19 protein-coding genes are annotated in these 17,591 nt (G+C 51.0%); 10 read left to right on the forward strand and 9 right to left on the reverse strand.

The genetic code is table 11. The annotated features are described in order from the left end of the window. Positions 1-52: 52 nt before the first annotated feature. From copZ to ABJ225_RS08475, 3 genes are all read right to left on the reverse strand, one after another. On the reverse strand, positions 53-259 hold the full coding sequence (gene copZ, locus ABJ225_RS08465; RefSeq protein ID WP_056534196.1) for a copper chaperone CopZ: 207 nt from the start codon (positions 257-259) through the stop codon (positions 53-55). A gap of 38 nt (positions 260-297) precedes the next feature. Continuing rightward, on the reverse strand, positions 298-609 hold the full coding sequence (locus tag ABJ225_RS08470) for a metal-sensitive transcriptional regulator (RefSeq protein WP_056534198.1): 312 nt from the start codon (positions 607-609) through the stop codon (positions 298-300). 125 nt (positions 610-734) lie between these two features. Next, entirely contained in the window at positions 735-1,349 is a 615-nt protein-coding gene (locus tag ABJ225_RS08475) for a LysE family translocator (protein WP_347319556.1), read from the reverse strand. 91 nt (positions 1,350-1,440) lie between these two features. Here ABJ225_RS08475 and ABJ225_RS08480 point away from each other — a divergent pair, with 91 nt between their 5' ends. After that, on the forward strand, positions 1,441-2,469 hold the full coding sequence (locus ABJ225_RS08480) for an NUDIX hydrolase (protein WP_347319558.1): 1,029 nt from the start codon (positions 1,441-1,443) through the stop codon (positions 2,467-2,469). Positions 2,470-2,668: 199 nt separating this feature from the next. Continuing rightward, positions 2,669-4,615, forward strand: coding sequence for a lipoteichoic acid synthase (gene ltaS, locus ABJ225_RS08485; RefSeq protein ID WP_347319560.1), 1,947 nt, complete (start codon positions 2,669-2,671; stop codon positions 4,613-4,615). A 41-nt stretch (positions 4,616-4,656) separates the two neighbouring features. Here ltaS and ABJ225_RS08490 read toward each other — a convergent pair whose 3' ends face one another. The 4 genes from ABJ225_RS08490 to hxlA form a co-directional block, all read right to left on the reverse strand. Next, positions 4,657-4,956, reverse strand: coding sequence for a hypothetical protein (locus tag ABJ225_RS08490; protein WP_347319562.1), 300 nt, complete (start codon positions 4,954-4,956; stop codon positions 4,657-4,659). Continuing rightward, positions 4,956-5,816, reverse strand: a complete 861-nt coding sequence (locus ABJ225_RS08495) for an alpha/beta fold hydrolase (protein ID WP_347319564.1) — start codon at positions 5,814-5,816, stop codon at positions 4,956-4,958. The genes ABJ225_RS08490 and ABJ225_RS08495 overlap by 1 nt, the downstream gene beginning before the upstream one ends. Before the next feature lie 96 nt (positions 5,817-5,912). Continuing rightward, the gene (gene hxlB / locus ABJ225_RS08500; RefSeq protein WP_218247063.1) at positions 5,913-6,470 is read right to left on the reverse strand and encodes a 6-phospho-3-hexuloisomerase; all 558 of its coding nucleotides are present in this window, start codon (positions 6,468-6,470) and stop codon (positions 5,913-5,915) included. Between the two features lie 4 nt (positions 6,471-6,474). Next, positions 6,475-7,107: a 3-hexulose-6-phosphate synthase gene (gene hxlA, locus ABJ225_RS08505; RefSeq protein ID WP_048013614.1), complete on the reverse strand. Its 633-nt coding sequence runs from the start codon at positions 7,105-7,107 to the stop codon at positions 6,475-6,477. Between the two features lie 156 nt (positions 7,108-7,263). Between hxlA and ABJ225_RS08510 the strand changes: the two genes are divergently transcribed. The 4 genes from ABJ225_RS08510 to ABJ225_RS08525 all read left to right on the forward strand — a co-directional run bounded on the left by ABJ225_RS08510 (position 7,264) and on the right by ABJ225_RS08525 (position 10,780). Continuing rightward, complete coding sequence (locus tag ABJ225_RS08510) at positions 7,264-7,617, forward strand: winged helix-turn-helix transcriptional regulator (protein ID WP_048015088.1); 354 nt, start codon at positions 7,264-7,266, stop codon at positions 7,615-7,617. Positions 7,618-7,913: 296 nt separating this feature from the next. Continuing rightward, the gene (locus ABJ225_RS08515; protein ID WP_347319567.1) at positions 7,914-9,221 is read left to right on the forward strand and encodes a hemolysin family protein; all 1,308 of its coding nucleotides are present in this window, start codon (positions 7,914-7,916) and stop codon (positions 9,219-9,221) included. Positions 9,222-9,306: 85 nt separating this feature from the next. Continuing rightward, positions 9,307-9,537 carry a hypothetical protein gene (locus ABJ225_RS08520; RefSeq protein ID WP_347319569.1) on the forward strand — a complete coding sequence of 77 codons (231 nt, stop codon included), beginning with the start codon at positions 9,307-9,309 and terminating at the stop codon, positions 9,535-9,537. 148 nt (positions 9,538-9,685) lie between these two features. Beyond that, entirely contained in the window at positions 9,686-10,780 is a 1,095-nt protein-coding gene (locus ABJ225_RS08525; protein ID WP_347319571.1) for an NADH:flavin oxidoreductase, read from the forward strand. 144 nt (positions 10,781-10,924) lie between these two features. Here the strand turns inward: ABJ225_RS08525 and ABJ225_RS08530 are convergent, their stop codons facing one another. Continuing rightward, positions 10,925-11,923, reverse strand: a complete 999-nt coding sequence (locus tag ABJ225_RS08530; protein ID WP_347319573.1) for a GTPase — start codon at positions 11,921-11,923, stop codon at positions 10,925-10,927. A 100-nt stretch (positions 11,924-12,023) separates the two neighbouring features. On the opposite strand from ABJ225_RS08530, the gene ABJ225_RS08535 reads away from it, so the two are divergent. Continuing rightward, complete coding sequence (locus tag ABJ225_RS08535; protein ID WP_347319575.1) at positions 12,024-12,455, forward strand: GNAT family N-acetyltransferase; 432 nt, start codon at positions 12,024-12,026, stop codon at positions 12,453-12,455. Between the two features lie 4 nt (positions 12,456-12,459). Here ABJ225_RS08535 and ABJ225_RS08540 read toward each other — a convergent pair whose 3' ends face one another. Beyond that, complete coding sequence (locus tag ABJ225_RS08540) at positions 12,460-12,876, reverse strand: hypothetical protein (protein ID WP_347319577.1); 417 nt, start codon at positions 12,874-12,876, stop codon at positions 12,460-12,462. A 187-nt stretch (positions 12,877-13,063) separates the two neighbouring features. Here ABJ225_RS08540 and ABJ225_RS08545 point away from each other — a divergent pair, with 187 nt between their 5' ends. The 3 genes from ABJ225_RS08545 to ABJ225_RS08555 all read left to right on the forward strand — a co-directional run bounded on the left by ABJ225_RS08545 (position 13,064) and on the right by ABJ225_RS08555 (position 17,386). Further along, positions 13,064-13,723, forward strand: a complete 660-nt coding sequence (locus ABJ225_RS08545) for a hypothetical protein (protein WP_347319579.1) — start codon at positions 13,064-13,066, stop codon at positions 13,721-13,723. 142 nt (positions 13,724-13,865) lie between these two features. Then, entirely contained in the window at positions 13,866-15,605 is a 1,740-nt protein-coding gene (locus tag ABJ225_RS08550; RefSeq protein ID WP_218247054.1) for an ABC transporter ATP-binding protein, read from the forward strand. Continuing rightward, complete coding sequence (locus tag ABJ225_RS08555) at positions 15,602-17,386, forward strand: ABC transporter ATP-binding protein (RefSeq protein WP_347319581.1); 1,785 nt, start codon at positions 15,602-15,604, stop codon at positions 17,384-17,386. Before ABJ225_RS08550 ends, ABJ225_RS08555 begins: the two co-directional genes overlap by 4 nt. The last annotated feature ends 205 nt before the right edge of the window (positions 17,387-17,591 follow it).

Genomic DNA, 17,591 nt, shown 5'->3' on the forward strand with positions numbered 1-17,591 from the left:
TATGTTGATGTGAAAAAGAAAGAGTGCATGATCTGCACTCCCGTTTGATTCCTTACACAACGTCATAACCTTGATCGTCGATGGTTTCCTTGATTTCATCTAGGCTGACGACGGCATTGTCGTAGTCCACTTCGACCTTGGCATCCGCGAGGCTTACGTTGACCTTTTTAACACCGTCTAGTCCGCCTACATTCTTCTCGATGGCATTGACGCAATGGTTGCAAGACATTCCTTGTACATTCAATGTAATATGTTCCATGATAATCGCTCCTTTTGGTTGGGTATTTCCGGTATGAGTTATTTTTTCATCAGCTTTTGAATCGTGACGACAAATTCATCGAGGACCGAATCGTCGCCTTCATTGAGACGGTCCACCACGCAGCCCTTCAAATGACCCTCGAGGAGGATCTTTGCAACGCTGTTAAGGGCAGACTGGGTGGCTGAAAGTTGTGTGATCACATCGTCACAGTACACGTCCTTTTCAATCATGCCTTTGATGCCGCGAATCTGCCCTTCGACGCGATTCAGCCGGCTGGTGAGATTCCGTTTCACCTCTTCAGGGTGATGACTCTTGCGGCAGGAGATGCCGTCCTTCAATCCATCTTCCATCCGATCACCTCCCGGAAGCAAAGTGCTTCCTGTTTTTCTCATTTGAGTCCAGTTTAGTGTACCTGTAGGGGGTATGTCAAGAGGAGTGCTTACACATAAAAAAAGCACCTTCCATAAAAGGTGCATCAAAGCAATCGGAGCAGGGCGAACACTCCAAAACCGAAGACGATGATCCCCGAAAGACGGTTGATCCAGGAGAGGCTGTCATTGGAGAACTTTTTCCTGAAGAGGCTCACGCCGAAGCTCAGGGAAAGCCACCACGCGGCTGATCCAACGAACACACCCGTTACCATGAGAAGGGCCGACATGAGGTCGAAGCTGGACTTTCCGAGACCGATCCCGGAGAAGATCCCGATGAAGAACAGGATGGTCATGGGGTTTGTCACCGTCAAGAAGAAGACGGAGGTATAGGATTTCAGCAGTCCGCCACCCCGTGCAGAAGCGGAATGATCCGCAGGTCTGGAGCGGTACGTCTGGATGCCGAGATAACAAAGGAAGAGTCCGCCGATCAGCTGAAGCCACAGCTTTTGGCTGATCAAAAAGCTCGTGATGAATGTCAGGCCGAATGCGGCGATGCATCCGTAGATGGCATCGGCTGATGCGGCCCCCAGTCCTGATACGAATCCCGTCAAACGTCCTTTTGAAAGGGTGCGGTTGATGCAGAGGATCCCGATCGGGCCGACGGGTGCTGCCACAGTGAAGCCGATGAGCAGGCCTTTTAATAGAAAAATGATGTCCATATGTTCATAATCTCCTCAGAAGTTTCATTTTAGTATAGAGAAAAATCCGGTAGAATGAAAGAAGGATTTAAATGGAAGAAATGAGTCTTTTATGGGAAGGGAGAAGGGAAGAGTGGAACCGATCAAAAAAGCGTACGGATACATAACAAGAAACCACAATGGAAGACCACAGGTATTGGTGTTCCAGCATCCGATCCTTGAAGCGGGTGTCCAGATCCCCAAAGGGACGGTGCAGGACGGAGAAGATCCTGAAGCGGCCGTCGTCCGTGAAATGATCGAGGAGACCGGCCTGACAGAATGGGGGAAACCTGTATTCCTTGCCGACGACAGGTGGCGAGCGGACGATGGAAGCATTCATCATCGGCATTTTTATCGCCTGGATCAGGGGGATGCTCCTGATCAATGGCAGCATGAGCCCTCTGGCGGTGGAGAAGAAGAGGGACTGCAGTTCACCCTGTTCTGGATTTCCTCACCGGGGGATATTCCGTTGGCGAGGGGGCATGGGGACTATTTGGCTGATGTGCTGGAAGAGAGACCGGAAGATGGCCTGAGGTGTCTAGAGGCATCCGAAGACTTCAAACAGGTGTATATGATAGAAGAAGGTATGGAGAGGATCATTGGAGAGACGCGTGAACGGATTTCATTCGAAGAGGACGGCGCAGTCCTGGTGAGGGAACAGACCCTCACATCCGAAGAAATCGGGGATCGAAGGACCGTGACCCGATTGATGGCCTCCACGAATCGTCCCCTTTCCGTTGAGGATTCAGGTGGTGGCATGAGGGCCGTGTATGCCGGAGACCATGTGATCATCGAGAGGGAAGGCGGAGAGAGGCGTATTTCTCTTCATCATGTTCCTGTGGATACGTTTTCGGTTGAGCTCCTCCTCCGCACGCTGCCTCTCGAAGGGGGCTATGTCCGGTCCTTCCATGCGTTCAATGTCCTTAAAGAAGAGGAGCAGCTCATCGAGATCCATGCGGATGAACAAGCCAGCGGCTCCTTCAAAGTAAGGGTCGAGTTCGGTACCACGACCCAATGGTATTGGATCCGTTCTGATACGCGTGAAGTCATGAAGCAATATTCGGAGCCTGCTCCAGGCTTGCAGGTGGAGTTCCGAAGATAGGCCGATCTCCAGTTGTAATCTTGCTGAAATTCAGGTAGAATGGTAAAGTTTTAACATTACTTTTCGTTCGGGGTAATAAATCGTTTATTGGACATGTGAAGCATGCCTGAAGATTGCTGGGAGATACCCCCGACCGTGCTCCCGGAGGCCTGCATCAGATCCATGTTCACTAAGCCATTACAATTATGAGGTGCGTACCATGCAAGAAGTTTCAACATCAACTAAGAATGTTTTCAGAGGACCCATAGCCATTTTTGTGTTAGCCGTCGTGCTCCTATGGATGAAAACGTATGCTGCCTATCAGATTGAATTCAATCTTGGGATCGATAACAGCATGCAGAAATTTCTACTATTCTTAAACCCGTTAAGCTCAAGTCTATTATTCTTGGGAATTGCCCTGTTCTTTAAAGGGAAGCTGCAATCGACCCTGTTGATTGTCATCCAGTTCGTTCTATCATTCCTGCTCTATGCCAATGTCGTCTACTATCGTTTCTTCAACGATTTCATCACAGTCCCGGTCTTGATGCAGACAAAGACCAATGCAGGGCAGCTAGGTGACAGTGCCTTCTCCCTGATGACTCCATGGGATATCTTCTATTTCGCCGATACGATCCTTTTGATCGTCCTATTGGCCTTCAAGGTCTCAAAACCTGCAGCCAAGCGGAAATGGAAATCAGCCGGTCTTGTCATTGCCATGGCAGCCATCGTATTTTCCGTCAATCTCCATCTTGCGGAAAAGGATCGTCCAGAGCTTTTGACCCGTACGTTCGACCGCAACTACTTGGTGAAATACCTGGGATCATACAACTTCATGATCTATGATATCGTCCAGAACGTCCAGACCGCGAGACAGCGCGCCATGGCGGACAGCAGTGACATCACCAGTGTAGAAAACTATATCAAAGCCAATTATGCAGAGCCGAACCTTGCCTATTTCGGCAAGGCGAAAGGCATGAATGTGGTGTACCTTTCCCTGGAATCACTGCAGTCCTTCATCATCGACTATGAGATCGATGGGCAGGAAGTGACACCGTTCCTGAATTCACTGGCTCATGATAATGAAACTTTCTACTTCAAGAATTATTTCCATCAGACCGGGCAAGGGAAAACGTCCGATGCAGAGTTCATGATGGACAACTCCCTGTACCCGATGGCACAAGGATCGGTCTATGTGAGCAAGGCGCAGAACACATTCCACTCGGCTCCGGCCATCCTGAAGAAGGATGACTATGTTTCCGCGGTATTCCACGGTAACTACAAAACATTCTGGAATCGGAATGTAATGTACAAGTCACTCGGCTATGATAAATTCTTCGATGCCGAATACTACGATATGTCAGAGGATAACATCAAGAACTACGGCATGAAGGATAAACCATTCGTGGAAGAATCCCAGCCGCTCCTTGAAAGCCTCGAGCAGCCGTTCTACAGCAAGTACATCCTTCTGTCCAACCATTTCCCGTTCAAGATGGATGAGGGAGATACCGACTTCCCTGCTGCCGATACGGATGATAAAGTTGTCAATCAATACTTCCAGTCAGCACACTATATGGATGAAGCACTGAAACAGTTCTTCGACCAGCTGAAGGAATCGGGTCTCTATGACAACACGATCGTCGTTATGTACGGAGATCACTACGGAATCTCCGAGAACCATAACCAAGCCATGAAAGAAATCATGGGGAAAGACATCGATGATTATGAATACGCCCAGCTCCAACGGGTACCATTATTCATTCATGCACCTGGTGTCAAAGGCGGTGCCAAAGATACGTACGGCGGAGCCGTCGACGTCATGCCGACCGTGCTCCATCTCCTCGGTGTCGATACGAAGGACTACCTACAGATCGGATCTGACCTCCTGAGCAAGAATCATCGTGAAGTCATCCCGTTCCGTAACGGAGATTTCATCACACCGACCATCACATCGGTGAACGGCAAATACTACAGCAATGAAGACGGACAAGAGATCAAGGGTGACGGCTTTGCCGAGCTCAACAAGCAGGCGAAGACTGAGCTTTCCATCTCCGATAGCATCGTCAACAAAGACCTGCTCCGTTTCTACAAACCTGAAGGATACAAGCCGATCGATCGTGATGACTACAACTACATTTATGACAAAGAAGCAGATGTGAATAATCAGTAAACACAAAACAGCCCTCGCCTTGAATTGGCGGGGGCTGTTTGCTAGTTAGGAAGATTGAATGACCTCTTGCCTGCTATTTCAATCAACACGTAATTGACGTAGGTGAGGGCAAAGGGGAAGGAGGCGAGAAGAAAGGCTGTGTCAAGGAACGATTCAATCTGTTTGGAGGAGTCGGAATGGAGTGTAAGGATCACACTTGCCATTACGATTGCATGCAGGGCAAAAGCGATGAAGAGTGTAAACCACTTTCGTCCGGTCCTTACATAAAAAGGGAGCGAGACCGCGCTCGAAAGACAGGAGCTGATCACTGCTATAAATATAAAGGTACTGGTACTAAGCATTATGATTCACTCACTTTTTGAGCTTTTCTAAAAAAGCATTTCATCACCGTCCGAAAGCGCTCCTTCTCCTCGAGGAACGGATAATGATTGCTCTCATCGAATACCACGAGCTCTGCGCCCGGAATGCCGTCCCACATTTCCTCCGAGTAAAGAAGAGGACACTGGACATCATGGCGGCCGCAGACAATCAAGGTCGGCGTATCAATGAGGTGCAGCTTCCGGGTCACGTCGAAAAGCTGGATCTCCCGGTTGAAGAAGTCCATGCGCGTGGCGCTGATCCGCTTCGTGACATGGGGAGGGAAGAGTGATGGAAACCGCTCCGGCTTGTATAAAGAAAACGAAATCCGCTCATGGGTCAATGCTTTTCTCTCGCCTTCCGGAAGGCTGGATCCTTTCAAGGTGATGTTCAGCTCCTGCATCCGCACGTAGTCAGGGTGATCTTCATGGTAGATGCACTGAGATGATTCCGACATGAATTCCCTTGCTGCCGAACCGACGAGCACAAGGGAATTCAGGCTTTGGGAAAAGTAAATGCCGTACACGGTCCCGATCATCCCGCCGGTTGAATGACCGGCGAACGTCCATTTCTTGATCCCAAGGGACTCACGCACCGCCTCGAGATCAAATACCGTTTCGAGAAATCCGAGCTGGTACGGTTCATGTGCACGTTCCGAGTGCCCTGCTTCCCGCATATTCACAAGGAACACCTCATGTGTTTCGGTGAAGGCATCAGCATAATGGTCTCCTGAAGCATTGAATGCCGAGTAGTGATGGGTCACGCATAAAGGATCACCGCTTCCTTTACGAAAGACTTCAAAGCATCCCCGCTTCGTATCGAGTAGTTCCTGTTTCCAAGTCATCCGTTTCACGTCCTTTCCCTTTTATATACGGCAGTGAGGAGGGGATTTCCTGCATAACAAAACGCCCGCGAAAGATTCGCGGGCGTTTATGTGTTCCTATTCCAGATTGGCATGCCTGCCGAACATGGTGTCGGATGTGAGTCCTTTTTTATCCATATAGCGGAGGATGACCGCATCGTAGAACAGGAGGAGCGTCTGTTCGAAGAGGGAGCCCATCGGTTGGATGGTGGCACGCTCTTCTCCTGATTCATGCTTCGGTGAACCGGGAAGCTCCACGACGATATCGGCCAATTTCCCGATGGTGGAGTCGGGTTTGATCGTAACGGCCGCCACGGTCGCTCCGAGCTCCTTCGCTTTTTCTGCCATGGGTATGAGGCTCTTCGTCTCGCCTGAACCGGTGCTGATGATGAGGAGGTCCCCTTCTTCAAGGTTCGGCGTGACCGTTTCCCCGACCACGTATGCATCGAGTCCCATATGCATCATGCGCATCGTGAAAGCCTTTGCCATGAGCCCGGAGCGCCCGGCACCTGCCGTGAAGATCTTACCGGCTTCCATGATGCGATTGGTCAGCTGTTCCGCTGACCGGTCCCCGATCAAGTCGGGTGCCTTTGAAAGCTCCTTCAGGATTTCGTTCATATAGCCTGTCGTCTGCATGGGATTACCCTTGGTTGATAAGTTCGCGGATTTTCGCTGCAGTCGCTGCTTTATCATCTTGGGACGTGATGCCGCCGCCTACGATGATGAGATCAGGATTTTCCTTGATCACTTCTGGTAGGGTTTCAAGCTTGATTCCGCCTGCGATGGCCGTTTTGGCATTTTTCACGACGCTCTTGATGGTATGAAGGTCTTCAAACGAGTTTTTGCCTTCAGCCTGAAGGTCATATCCAGTGTGGACACAGATGTAATCTGCTCCGAACTGATCCAATTCCTTCGCGCGTTTTTCTATATCTTTCACTCCGATCATATCGACGAGGAGTTCTTTGCCTTGTTTCTTCGCTTCTTCGACGGCACCTTGGATGGAAGCATCTTCCGCCACACCGAGGATCGTCACGATATCAGCGCCTGCTTCTGAAGCTTTCATCACTTCATAGCCTGCAGCATCCATGATTTTAAGGTCGGCAAGAACAGATAGGGAAGGGAATGCTTCCTTGATTTCCTTGACAGCCTTCAGTCCTTCATTGATCACGACAGGAGTTCCGATTTCCACGATGTCGATGTATTCTTCTACTTCCTTGACGACTTCCTTCGCTTCGGGAATGTTGACTAAGTCCAGTGCAAGTTGTAATTTCATAGATCCTTCACTCCTTGAGAAAATTTGTGCTGCGCGGGTCACCCCTTCAGCCATTTCACTATAACGCATGAGGTGAATCCATGTAAGTACGCACATTTTACTTACATAGTGTCAAAAAGTATACTAAAGGATAGAATCCAATCAGGAGGTGGCCTTATGTCACGCTTAGAAGATAAAACATTCCAATGTGAAAAAGAACTGACCCTCTCCGTCATCGGCGGTAAATGGAAGATGCTCATCCTTTGGCATCTTGGAAAAGAAGGGACCAAACGATTCGGAGAGCTCAAAGCCCTCATGCCTGGAATCACCCAGCGCATGCTCGTCAACCAGCTCAGGGAGCTTGAAGAAGACCAGATCGTCCACCGTGAGGTCTATCCCGTCGTCCCTCCCAAAGTAGAGTATTCCCTCACATCACAAGGTCAAACACTCATGCCCATACTCGAATCCATGTACGAATGGGGTAAAACGTATATGACAACGTTGAAGGAACCAAGCAAAATAGAAGCATAAATCACAATTCGAAAAAACTGAATCCTCATAAGGACTAGGCTAAAACGGATTCAGTCTTTTTATGGAGATGGTGAGTTGAATCCGCTATCATTCACTTGGGAAATCATTTAAGGCCAACCAGGAACTACCGGTGAAGCAGCCCATTCTCCACACAATTGTCATATTGTTTTACGGAGGAAGGATGGTTCTCCTGTATAATTCTAGTAACCATCACGTTATCGTTTGGTCTTTGGAGGACCATGTAGCTTGAACTATTCTTTTGGAGGTGGAAGTCTTCCTTCGGGTAAGACGATGTATTGACAGCCATAAACTTAACGATTTTTGCCATTTTGATCGCCCTCACAGCCTTTTTTGTCGCAACGGAATTTGCGATGGTGAAGGTGCGGTCCACCAAGATTGATCAACTCGTATTCGAAGGGAAAAGGGGAGCGGCTTCGGCCAAAAAGGTCGTCAGTCATCTGGATGAGTATCTGTCAGCTTGTCAGCTGGGCATCACGGTGACCGCCCTCGGAATCGGATGGGTGGGGGAGTCCACCTTCGCCGTCATCCTCGAGCCGATTTTCGATTTCCTGAATATTGGTGAGTCCCTTTCAAGCGTCCTTATCATTGCCATCGCCTTCATGATCGCGACCTTCATGCACGTCGTCATCGGGGAGCTTGCTCCGAAAACGCTGGCGATCCAGAAGGCTGAGACGATCACGCTCCTGACAGCCGGACCCATCATCCTGTTCTACCGGATCCTTTTCCCGTTCATCTGGTTCCTCAACGGATCCGCACGTCTCCTCGTCAGGGCATTCGGCATGAAGCCCGCCTCCGAGCACGATGCGGCCCACTCCGAGGAAGAGCTCAGGATCCTTATGTCTGAAAGCTATGAGAGCGGGGAGATCAATCAGAACGAACTGACCTACATGAATAATATCTTTACCTTCGACGAACGACTGGCGAAGGAAATCATGGTCCCGAGAACAGAGATGGTGACCGTTTCCGTCGACCAGGGATTCGATGAAATCATGGATCTGATCAAATCCGAGAGATTCACCCGCTACCCGGTGATCGATGGGGATAAAGACCACGTCGTCGGATTCATCAACGTCAAGGAGCTCCTCACTGAACGATTGAGACAAGGGAAGAGGACGGGGGACGATTTCTCCCTCAAATCCCATATCACCCCCATTATCCGTGTCGTTGAAACAGCACCTATCCATGATGTGCTCCTCAAGATGCAGAAGCTCCGCACCCACATCGCCATCCTGGTCGATGAGTATGGCGGCACCTCGGGCATCGTGAGCTTCGAAGATATCCTCGAGGAAATCGTCGGAGAGATCCGCGATGAGTTCGACCAGGATGAAGTGGCGCCGGTCAGGAAGCTCAAAGACCACCATTTCATCATCGATGCGAAGCTTTTAATTGAAGAAGCCAATGAAGTGCTCGGAATCGAAATGGAAAATGAAGACGTTGATACGATCGGAGGCTGGTTCCTCTCGAACACCATCGAAAGCGAAGCAGAGCTCGAGTCTCACGGGTATGTCTTCAAAGTGCACAAAAAGGATGGGTATCACATTCAGTACCTGGAAGTGAAAAAGCCAGAGTCCCTCGTTTCATGATGGGAACCTTGCAAGGCCACCGGAGAGAATTCTCCCCGGTGGCCTTTTTATGGTGATATATAGAAAAAGAGTGGGGGTGCAACAAATGAAAAAGGGGAATTGGTGGAGTTTCATTCTGCTGGTGACGGCGATGTATATCGGAATCACAGCCCAAGACCTTGCCTATGGGCTTCACACTGCTTCCGGATTGTTGGACACTATTCACTATTTGATGATTCTGACGATCCTCAGCATCGGGCTCTTTGTGTTCTCCGTGATCAGATTGATCGTGGGTGGAAAGGAAGTGTGGAAGAAAAAAGGTTTTCGATCTGGATGACGGTTTCAATCAGCATCGGAGGAGCCGTTTCAGTATGGTCGGGTTTTGTCTTACTCATGTGGATGGTGTAATGGGAAACAGATTGCTTTCTTTCTCCATTCCAATTTGGAATAATGATATATAGATCATCATAAGGAGGAATTGTTTCATGAGTCAATCTGTGAATCCGTTATTTCAACCTTTTCAATATGGAACCCTATCCCTGCCGAACCGCATGGTGATGGCACCGATGACGCGCGGGTTTTCGCCCGGGGGCGTACCGGGTCAGCCCGTCGTCGACTATTATCGCCGACGCGCAGAAAATGAAGTGGGACTGATTGTCACGGAGGGCACCGGCATCAATCATCCGGCATCCGTATCAGGTGACAGCATTCCCCTATTCCACGGGGAAAAGGCCCTTGAAGGCTGGGCAGAAGTGGTCGAGGCCGTCCACGAAGCAGGAGGGAAGATCGTTCCCCAGCTCTGGCATGTGGGGATGACCCGCAAGAAAGGCGAGCTTCCGAATGCCGAAGCATTGCCCGTCGGACCGTCAGGCTTGACCCTTACCGGGGAACAGGTGACTGAGCCGCCGACAACGGAAGAAGTGGAGCAGCTCGTCGCAGCCTATGCCCAGGCCGCTGCTGATGCAAAACGAATCGGATTCGACGGCATCGAGCTTCACGGTGCCCACGGATACCTCATCGATCAATTCTTTTGGGAGAAAACGAATAAGCGGACCGACCGCTTTGGCGGCGATCTTGTAGGACGCACGCAATTTGCCGTCGAAGTCATCGAGGCATGCAGGCGCGAAGTCGGACCGGACTTCCCGATCATCTTCCGTTTTTCACAGTGGAAGATGACCGACTATGGTGCGAAGCTCGCTAAAACACCGGAGGAGCTTGAGCAATTCCTGCACCCACTCGTGAAAGCAGGGGTGGATATTTTCCACTGCTCGACGCGCCGTTTCTGGGAACCTGAATTTGAGGGATCACCCCTGAATCTCGCGGGCTGGACGAAGAAGCTCACCGGAAAACCCGTCATCTCCGTCGGATCCGTCGGCCTGAACGGTGAATTCACCAGCTTCTCGGAAGCCGAAGCCACCGACATCCATGAGCTGACCGAACGCCTCGGAGACGACGAATTCGACCTTATCGCCATCGGGCGCGCCGTCCTCCAGGACCCCGAATGGGTCAAGAAAATCAAAGAAGGACGCACCGACGAAATCCGCGCATTCAGCAAAGAATCGCTGCAAACATTATATTGAGTGCCAAAATGACGCATGGGGACGGTTCTCATGCGTACACATAACACAAACGCAAAAGCAGCACGGGCCATGGCCCGTGCTGCTTTTGCGTTACACTTCTTTCTTCTTAGAAAACATCTCATACAACTTGCCTAAACTTTTGCGTTACACTTCTTTCTTCTTAGAAAACATCTCATACAACTTGCCTAAACTTTTGGGGTCCAGGTCGATATCGTTCTCGTACGCGTATTTGATGGCGTACCCGAGGGCGAGGGTCATGCCGCCTGCGATGCTGGCTCCTGCGGCCATTCCTGCTCCCGGGACGAGTTTGACGACCTGGCGGAACAGGGTCTTTCCGACGTTGCCGGTGAGGGTGGCAATGGTGAGCTCCTTTGCCCGGTCCTTTGTCAGGGGCTTACCGTAAAGGGTGGCGAGCTTGACCATCATGCCGACCTGTATGGCTGTGAGGGGCACCATGTCGGAGCCCGGGATCGGAGAAGCACCGATGGCCGTGGAGGATCCTGCTGCTGCGATGATCCATTTATTCGCCGTCGATGATTTTTCCTTCAGGTGTTTAGCGAAAAGGATATCTTTTTTTTTCTCTTGGAGGATATCGAGGATCGCACCGCGGAGCATCTCCATATTCTCGCCTGTCTTGGAAGAGATCGGGGTCACTTTGTAGCGGTAATTGGTATGATCTTGGATGTACTTCACCAATCCTGGAATATCTTCTGCCGCATCGATCTTGTTCAACACGAAGATGATGTTCCGGTTGATCTTGCGGACCTCTTCGAATGTCTTCCGCTCTCCTTCAGAGAACACGGTTCCGGCCGCATTGAGGAAGAAGAGGATCACATCGGCTTCCTTATAGAACTTCATCGTTTCGGCGGAATTTTTCTGATTGATGTCATCAAGTCCGGGTGTATCGGCAAAAATGATCTTATCGGTATAGGCGTACTTCTCGATCAGGGAGGTCTCGCCGGGCTGTGCACCGACCTTTGCCACTTCATCGCCCATGAGCATATTGATCGTTGACGATTTACCGGCGTTCACATCCCCGATCATGGCGAAGACGATCTCCTTATCAAGCTGAGCGTTGATTTCATTTACTTCTTGGTCGTAGGCCTGTTCGAATTCCTTATCATGAAAAGAAAACACGTTCATCACTCCTTATCCTAATAGTAGCAGAATGTGGTGAAAGCCGGAAGCGCGGACCTCTATCCACGTAGTATAATGATGGAAAAAAGGAAGAAGGGGAACAGTCATGAAGATCATACCTTATCAATCTGGATTCGGTCCGGAAACCGTCAGGATGTGGAGGACAAGCAAGGAAGCAGCCATCGGCCAAAAGGACATCCATTCCTTCGAGGACCATCTCTATTTCTTGAATGAAATCCTGCCCGCAACCCATGATGTAGAAATCGCCCTTCTAAACGAATCGGTGATCGGGATCATTGCTTACAACAGAACTGAGATCAGTCAGCTTTATATCCATAAGGACCATCACGGGAATGGCGTCGGGACGGCACTTTTGACACGTGCCAAGGAAGCGTCATCCGGCATCCTGACCCTTTATACCTTCGAAGTGAATGAGGGGGCCAGGCGATTTTACGAAAAGCACGGCTTCCGCATCATCGGCCGGGGACATGAGAATGAAGAGCAGCTGCCTGATCTTCTATACGAATGGCGACGCTGATGCCTCACCGTATTTTCACGAGGGTTGATTCCCTGCGTACCAGATCGACGAGGGCTGGGTAGCGATCGAGATAGGCATAGCTTTGGGGAGCGTGGAATCCGAAGTGCTCCTTCAGGTAGGTGAAAGGGATCGGTTTTTCCAGACGCCAGAGCTCCAAGATGGGGAAGGCGAACCGGTACTTGGTACCGCCTTCGTTGAACCGCGCATCGCCATCCCCTTGAACCTCCACTTGATCCGGGAATTCAACGGGTGTAGCGGTCCTGGCTATGTAGGTGAGGGCAGATGATGGGGCCGATTCATAGATCCACAGGAAATCCGTCGGCCGTTTCGGTTTCACGCTCCGGAATTCATGCACCTTTGCACCGTCTGCAATCAATTCGCAGTATGGAGGGTGGATGCTGATTAGTATACCTTGTTCCATCATGTTCGCCTCCAGTCTATGAATCTAGTTTACACCAAGCTAACCTCACATGAAGAAAAAACAGCCATAGTCAGCTTTGTGGCTGTTTTGTTTTTCCATCAAAAGTCGTATACGCAGTTCATTCACGTTTCTGAAGTTTCTGAAGACTGTGAGGCGTATGCTGAAGAGAGTAAAGGAGTGTACATCCATGAAACTTTTTCATTATCACTGGTGGACTGACAAAATTGAAGAAATGGAACAATGGTATACACATGCGGGTTTTCAAACCAAGCTTAGGATAGGGAGACATCGAGGCGAGATGGAGGAATTCAATCCCCCGCTGACGTGGGAAGAGTTTAGGAATGAAGGAATCCGTTTCCGGATCATTGAGATGGTAAAAGGGCAGGTGAATGTAACCTTTGGTCAGGGAAAGAGGGACCAATTTGATCACATCGGCTTTCTGGTGAGTGACGAAGAGTATGATAGAGTGATCGGCCAGGCTGTAAGAGTGGGGTGGGAAATCCGGAAAGGTGAACGAAGGACTTTCTTAGCTACTCCATGGAGATTCCGGGTGGAATTGCAGAGAAGATCGGACGCTGTTGAACAAGATACATTACCGTCTGTCCACAAGATGACGATCGAGATAAATGATTTTACAAACCTGTCCGATTTGGCAGAGGTACTGGGAGCAAATATGACAGTAAAGGGAGATACCCTTCGACATCCTACCTTTGACCTGCAGTTCATAAATGGCGAATCAACGAAAATGAAGCAGGTCGACATCATCGGTTTTGCATCAACATCCATCGATCCCGTCAGTGTAAAGGTCGTCTCGGGGTGGCGAGAAGAAGACACCGCTTCAGTTTAAAGCGTAACAAAGTGTTTGATGGTTCTGTTACTCCTCTCCTCATGAAAACGCTTCAGATGATTTTTAATCATAAAAAGATTCAGTTTATAGTGAATATTCCCATCGATTGTAATAAAATAGTATTTTGTGAGGAGGAAGCACCATGAATCTAGTACGCACGACAGTGAATCATTTTAAGCCTTATTGGCGCATGCTTTTAGTTGCTCTTATCTTTTCTATTATCGGTGGTCTTTTTACCATCGCACCGCCCGTCCTTGTGAAGAAGCTCGTGGACGACGTGATCGTGGGCGGCGATCTTACCCTTCTTCTGTGGGTGGCGGGCGGGGTCCTCGGTGCCTACCTGGGGAAGTCCCTATTCGAGACGATGCAGGAGTTCGTCCAGGTGAAGATCGGCCTCGACGTGATCACCGATATGCAGATTCGGGCCTTCCGGAAGCTTCACCGCGCACCGATGTCATTCTTCTCGAGAACCCCGAGGGGCGATATGCTCTTCAGGCTCACCCATGATGTCGAGTCGATCCAGAACCTGAATAACACGGTTGTTCCGCGGATCCTCCAGCAGGTGGTCGGAGCGGTGGCGGCATTCTCGGCCGTCTTCGTGCTCTTCTGGCCGGCGGCGATCGTCATGTTCTGTGTCTTCGCCATCTACATCATCCCGTCCTTCACTCTTGGGACGAAGATGAGGAAGATGAGTGCCATTCAGCGCGATATGAGCGCTGACATGTATAATCACCTGCAGGAAAGCATCGAAAGCGTCCGGCTCGTCCGGACGTATCAGACGCAGGATCAGGAAACGGGGGCGCAGGAGAAGAAGCTCTCCGATTGGAAGACGTTCTCCATCCGTGCAGCCCTGATCGGAAAGGTGAACTGGCGTCTCGGAAATCTGTTCAATATCGCGGCACCGGGTGTCGTCATGCTGGTCGGCGGACTTGCCATCTGGAAGGGAAGCATCACGGTCGGGACCCTTGTCGCCTGCCTGACGTTCATCCCCATCATGTTCCAGCCCGTGCGTTCCATGGCGGAGCATGCCCTGACGATCCAGCAGGCAATCCCGGCCCTTCAGCGGATCTATGAATATTTCGATCTGCCGGAAGAACATGATGAGAACCTTCCTTCCTTCGGGGACGTCGTTGGGAAAATCGATCTTACGAATCTATGGTTCTCGTATCCTGGCAGTGATAAGCAGGTGTTGAAGGGCGTATCGGTCTCCTTGAATCCCGGAAGCCATATCGGGATCGTCGGCACGAGCGGGGGAGGGAAGAGTACCCTTGTCCAGCTCCTCCTCGGTCTGTATGAGCCGGATCAGGGCTCTGTCGAAATCGACGGCAAGAATTTATATGAGTACAATCGGAACAGCTTCCGCCAGCAGGTCGGGGTCGTATCACAGGAAACATTCCTCTTGAACAGCACCCTGCGTCAAAACCTGCTTTATGGAAAGCCCGATGCCACACAGGAAGAACTCGAGCAGGCCGTGGATGCCGCAGGGCTCAAGGAATTGATCGAGTCCCTCGATGAGCAGTACGACACCATCGTCGGGGAGCGTGGATTGAAGCTCTCAGGCGGGCAGCGCCAGCGCGTCGCCATGGCCCGTGCCATCCTGAGGCAGCCACCCGTCCTGATCTTTGATGAAGCCACGTCTTCATTGGACGGCGAGACCGAAGAACGGGTCCAGGCTTCCCTTGAAGAACTGATCCCTGGACGGACGACCATTACGATCGCCCACCGCCTCGTCACGGTACGGAAGGCGGATGTCATCATCCTCCTCGATCAAGGGGTCATCGCGGAAAAAGGAACACATGAAGAACTCCTCATGCAGAGGGGTAAATACTATGAACTGTACAAAGCTCAGTACAGCGAACTGGAAAGGGAGCTGATCGGATGAGCGCCGGTACGGTTTCACCAAAGAAAAGCCGTGACGGCAGGAGGGTCCTGTCCTTCCTCCGTCCCTATAAAAAATGGGTGATCGCGGATTCCGTGGTCATCGCCATCTCTCAGGTGTTCTCCGCCCTGATTCCGACATTGGCCTTGAGCTGGCTCGTGGATACGATCCTTCCAGGGGAGAACTCCAAGTTGCTCTGGGGCTTGATGTGGCTATTGATCCTTTCGGCAGTCCTCGACCTTGTCATGATGGTCATCGATGAATACTTCTGCCATCAGACCGCGAAGACCGTGACGAACTGGCAGAAGCTGCGGCTGTTCAGGCATCTACAGGTCCTGCCGTATTCGTTCTATCATCATAATTCCACCGGAGAAATGCTTGCGAGGGTGTCGGATGATCCGGACACACTACATAACTTCCTCGCGTGGGAAGGCTCCACGTTCATGGCAAGTGCACAAGGTGTATTCATCTACAGCATTGTCCTGTTCTTTATCCATCCGTACCTCATGATTGCGAGCGTTGTATTCGGCGTCCTCTTCTACTGGACGTCCAATATGGTCGGGGCAAGGACCCGTGCGGCATCAGCCGATGCACGGAAAGAAGCGTCGCGCTACCTTGAACGGCTGCGCGAGTCGGTGACGGGGATCCACCTTTCACGGGTCTCGGGCGTATCCGACAGTGAAGTGGAGAGCGTCGTCGCCATCAGGGATACATTCGTCAAGCACTCCATCAAAGAGCTGAAGGCCCGCATGCAGTCCGTCGTTGTCGTATCAAGCTACAATGGATTCGCTCTGGCCCTGGTTTACCTAATTTCCACATTGTTGATCTGGGATAAGGGATTGACGAGCGGTCAGATGCTGACAGCGGGCGGCCTTGTCACCATCGCGGCGAATGAAATGCAGCGCCTCCTGCGGAACTGGTTGTCAGTCAGACGGACGGGTCCGGCCCTTGACCGTTCGGAGATCCTCCTTGCTGAAGAAGCATCCCATGCAGAATCCAGCAAAGGGATACGTGGTAAGCGTGCTATGGGGGATATCCAGCTAGAAGATGTGACATTCACCTATCCTGGTAAGGAAGAAGATGTGCTCAAAGGCGTCTCCTTCACGATCAGACCGGGCGAGACATGTGCCCTTGTCGGTCCGAGTGGATCGGGGAAATCTACCATCGTCGACCTTCTCTTCAAGTTTTATGATGCAGGGAAAGGCAGCATCAAGGTGGACGGTCGAGACGTGACGGAATGGGACACGGACTGGCTCAGGTCCCAGATGGCCATCGTCACCCAGGACGTGATGATGCGGAGTGGGTCCCTTGCTGAAAACTTGCGGATCGGTAAGCGGGATGCCACAGATGAAGAGCTCATGCAAGCCCTTGAAGCGAGCGGTCTCGGGGATCTGATCACCACGCTTCCCGACGGCCTCGACACCCTCGTCGGGGAAAGGGGAAGTCTCCTGTCGGGCGGTCAGAAGCAGCGCCTATCCCTAGCCCGCGCCATCTTAAAGGATGCGCCGATCATGGTACTCGATGAAGCGAGCTCGGCTCTTGATCCAATCACGGAAACAAAGATCAATGAAGCCGTGCTCCGCGCCGGGAAAAATCAGACCATCATCATCGTCTCCCACCGGCTTTCCACCGTGCTTGCTGCCGATAAGATCGTCGTCCTCGAGAACGGGCGGATCGTGGAAGAAGGGACGCACGGAGACCTTCTTCTCCATCGGGATGGCGTGTACGCCAGACTGTTCGGTCGAGAAGCGGAAATCGGCGGTGCGACCGTCGGAGGTATGTAACAGAGTACCGGTCCGGAATATCCGGACCGGTTTTAATATAGCCAAGATCCTGATCCTCAGGTGCGAGCCGGGAAGCAAGAGCTCCCAGCTGTGGAAAAACTTCCAGAGAAAAAATCGAACAAAACCAATCCATATAATGGTACAATGTTAAAATCGGAAGAAGATACCTCGTCTACAGGTATCTTTTCTTATTTTTCATTGAGGA

The sequence above is a fragment of the Rossellomorea sp. RS05 genome (assembly GCF_039822645.1).
Classification (GTDB): Bacteria; Bacillota; Bacilli; order Bacillales; family Bacillaceae_B; genus Rossellomorea; species Rossellomorea marisflavi_B.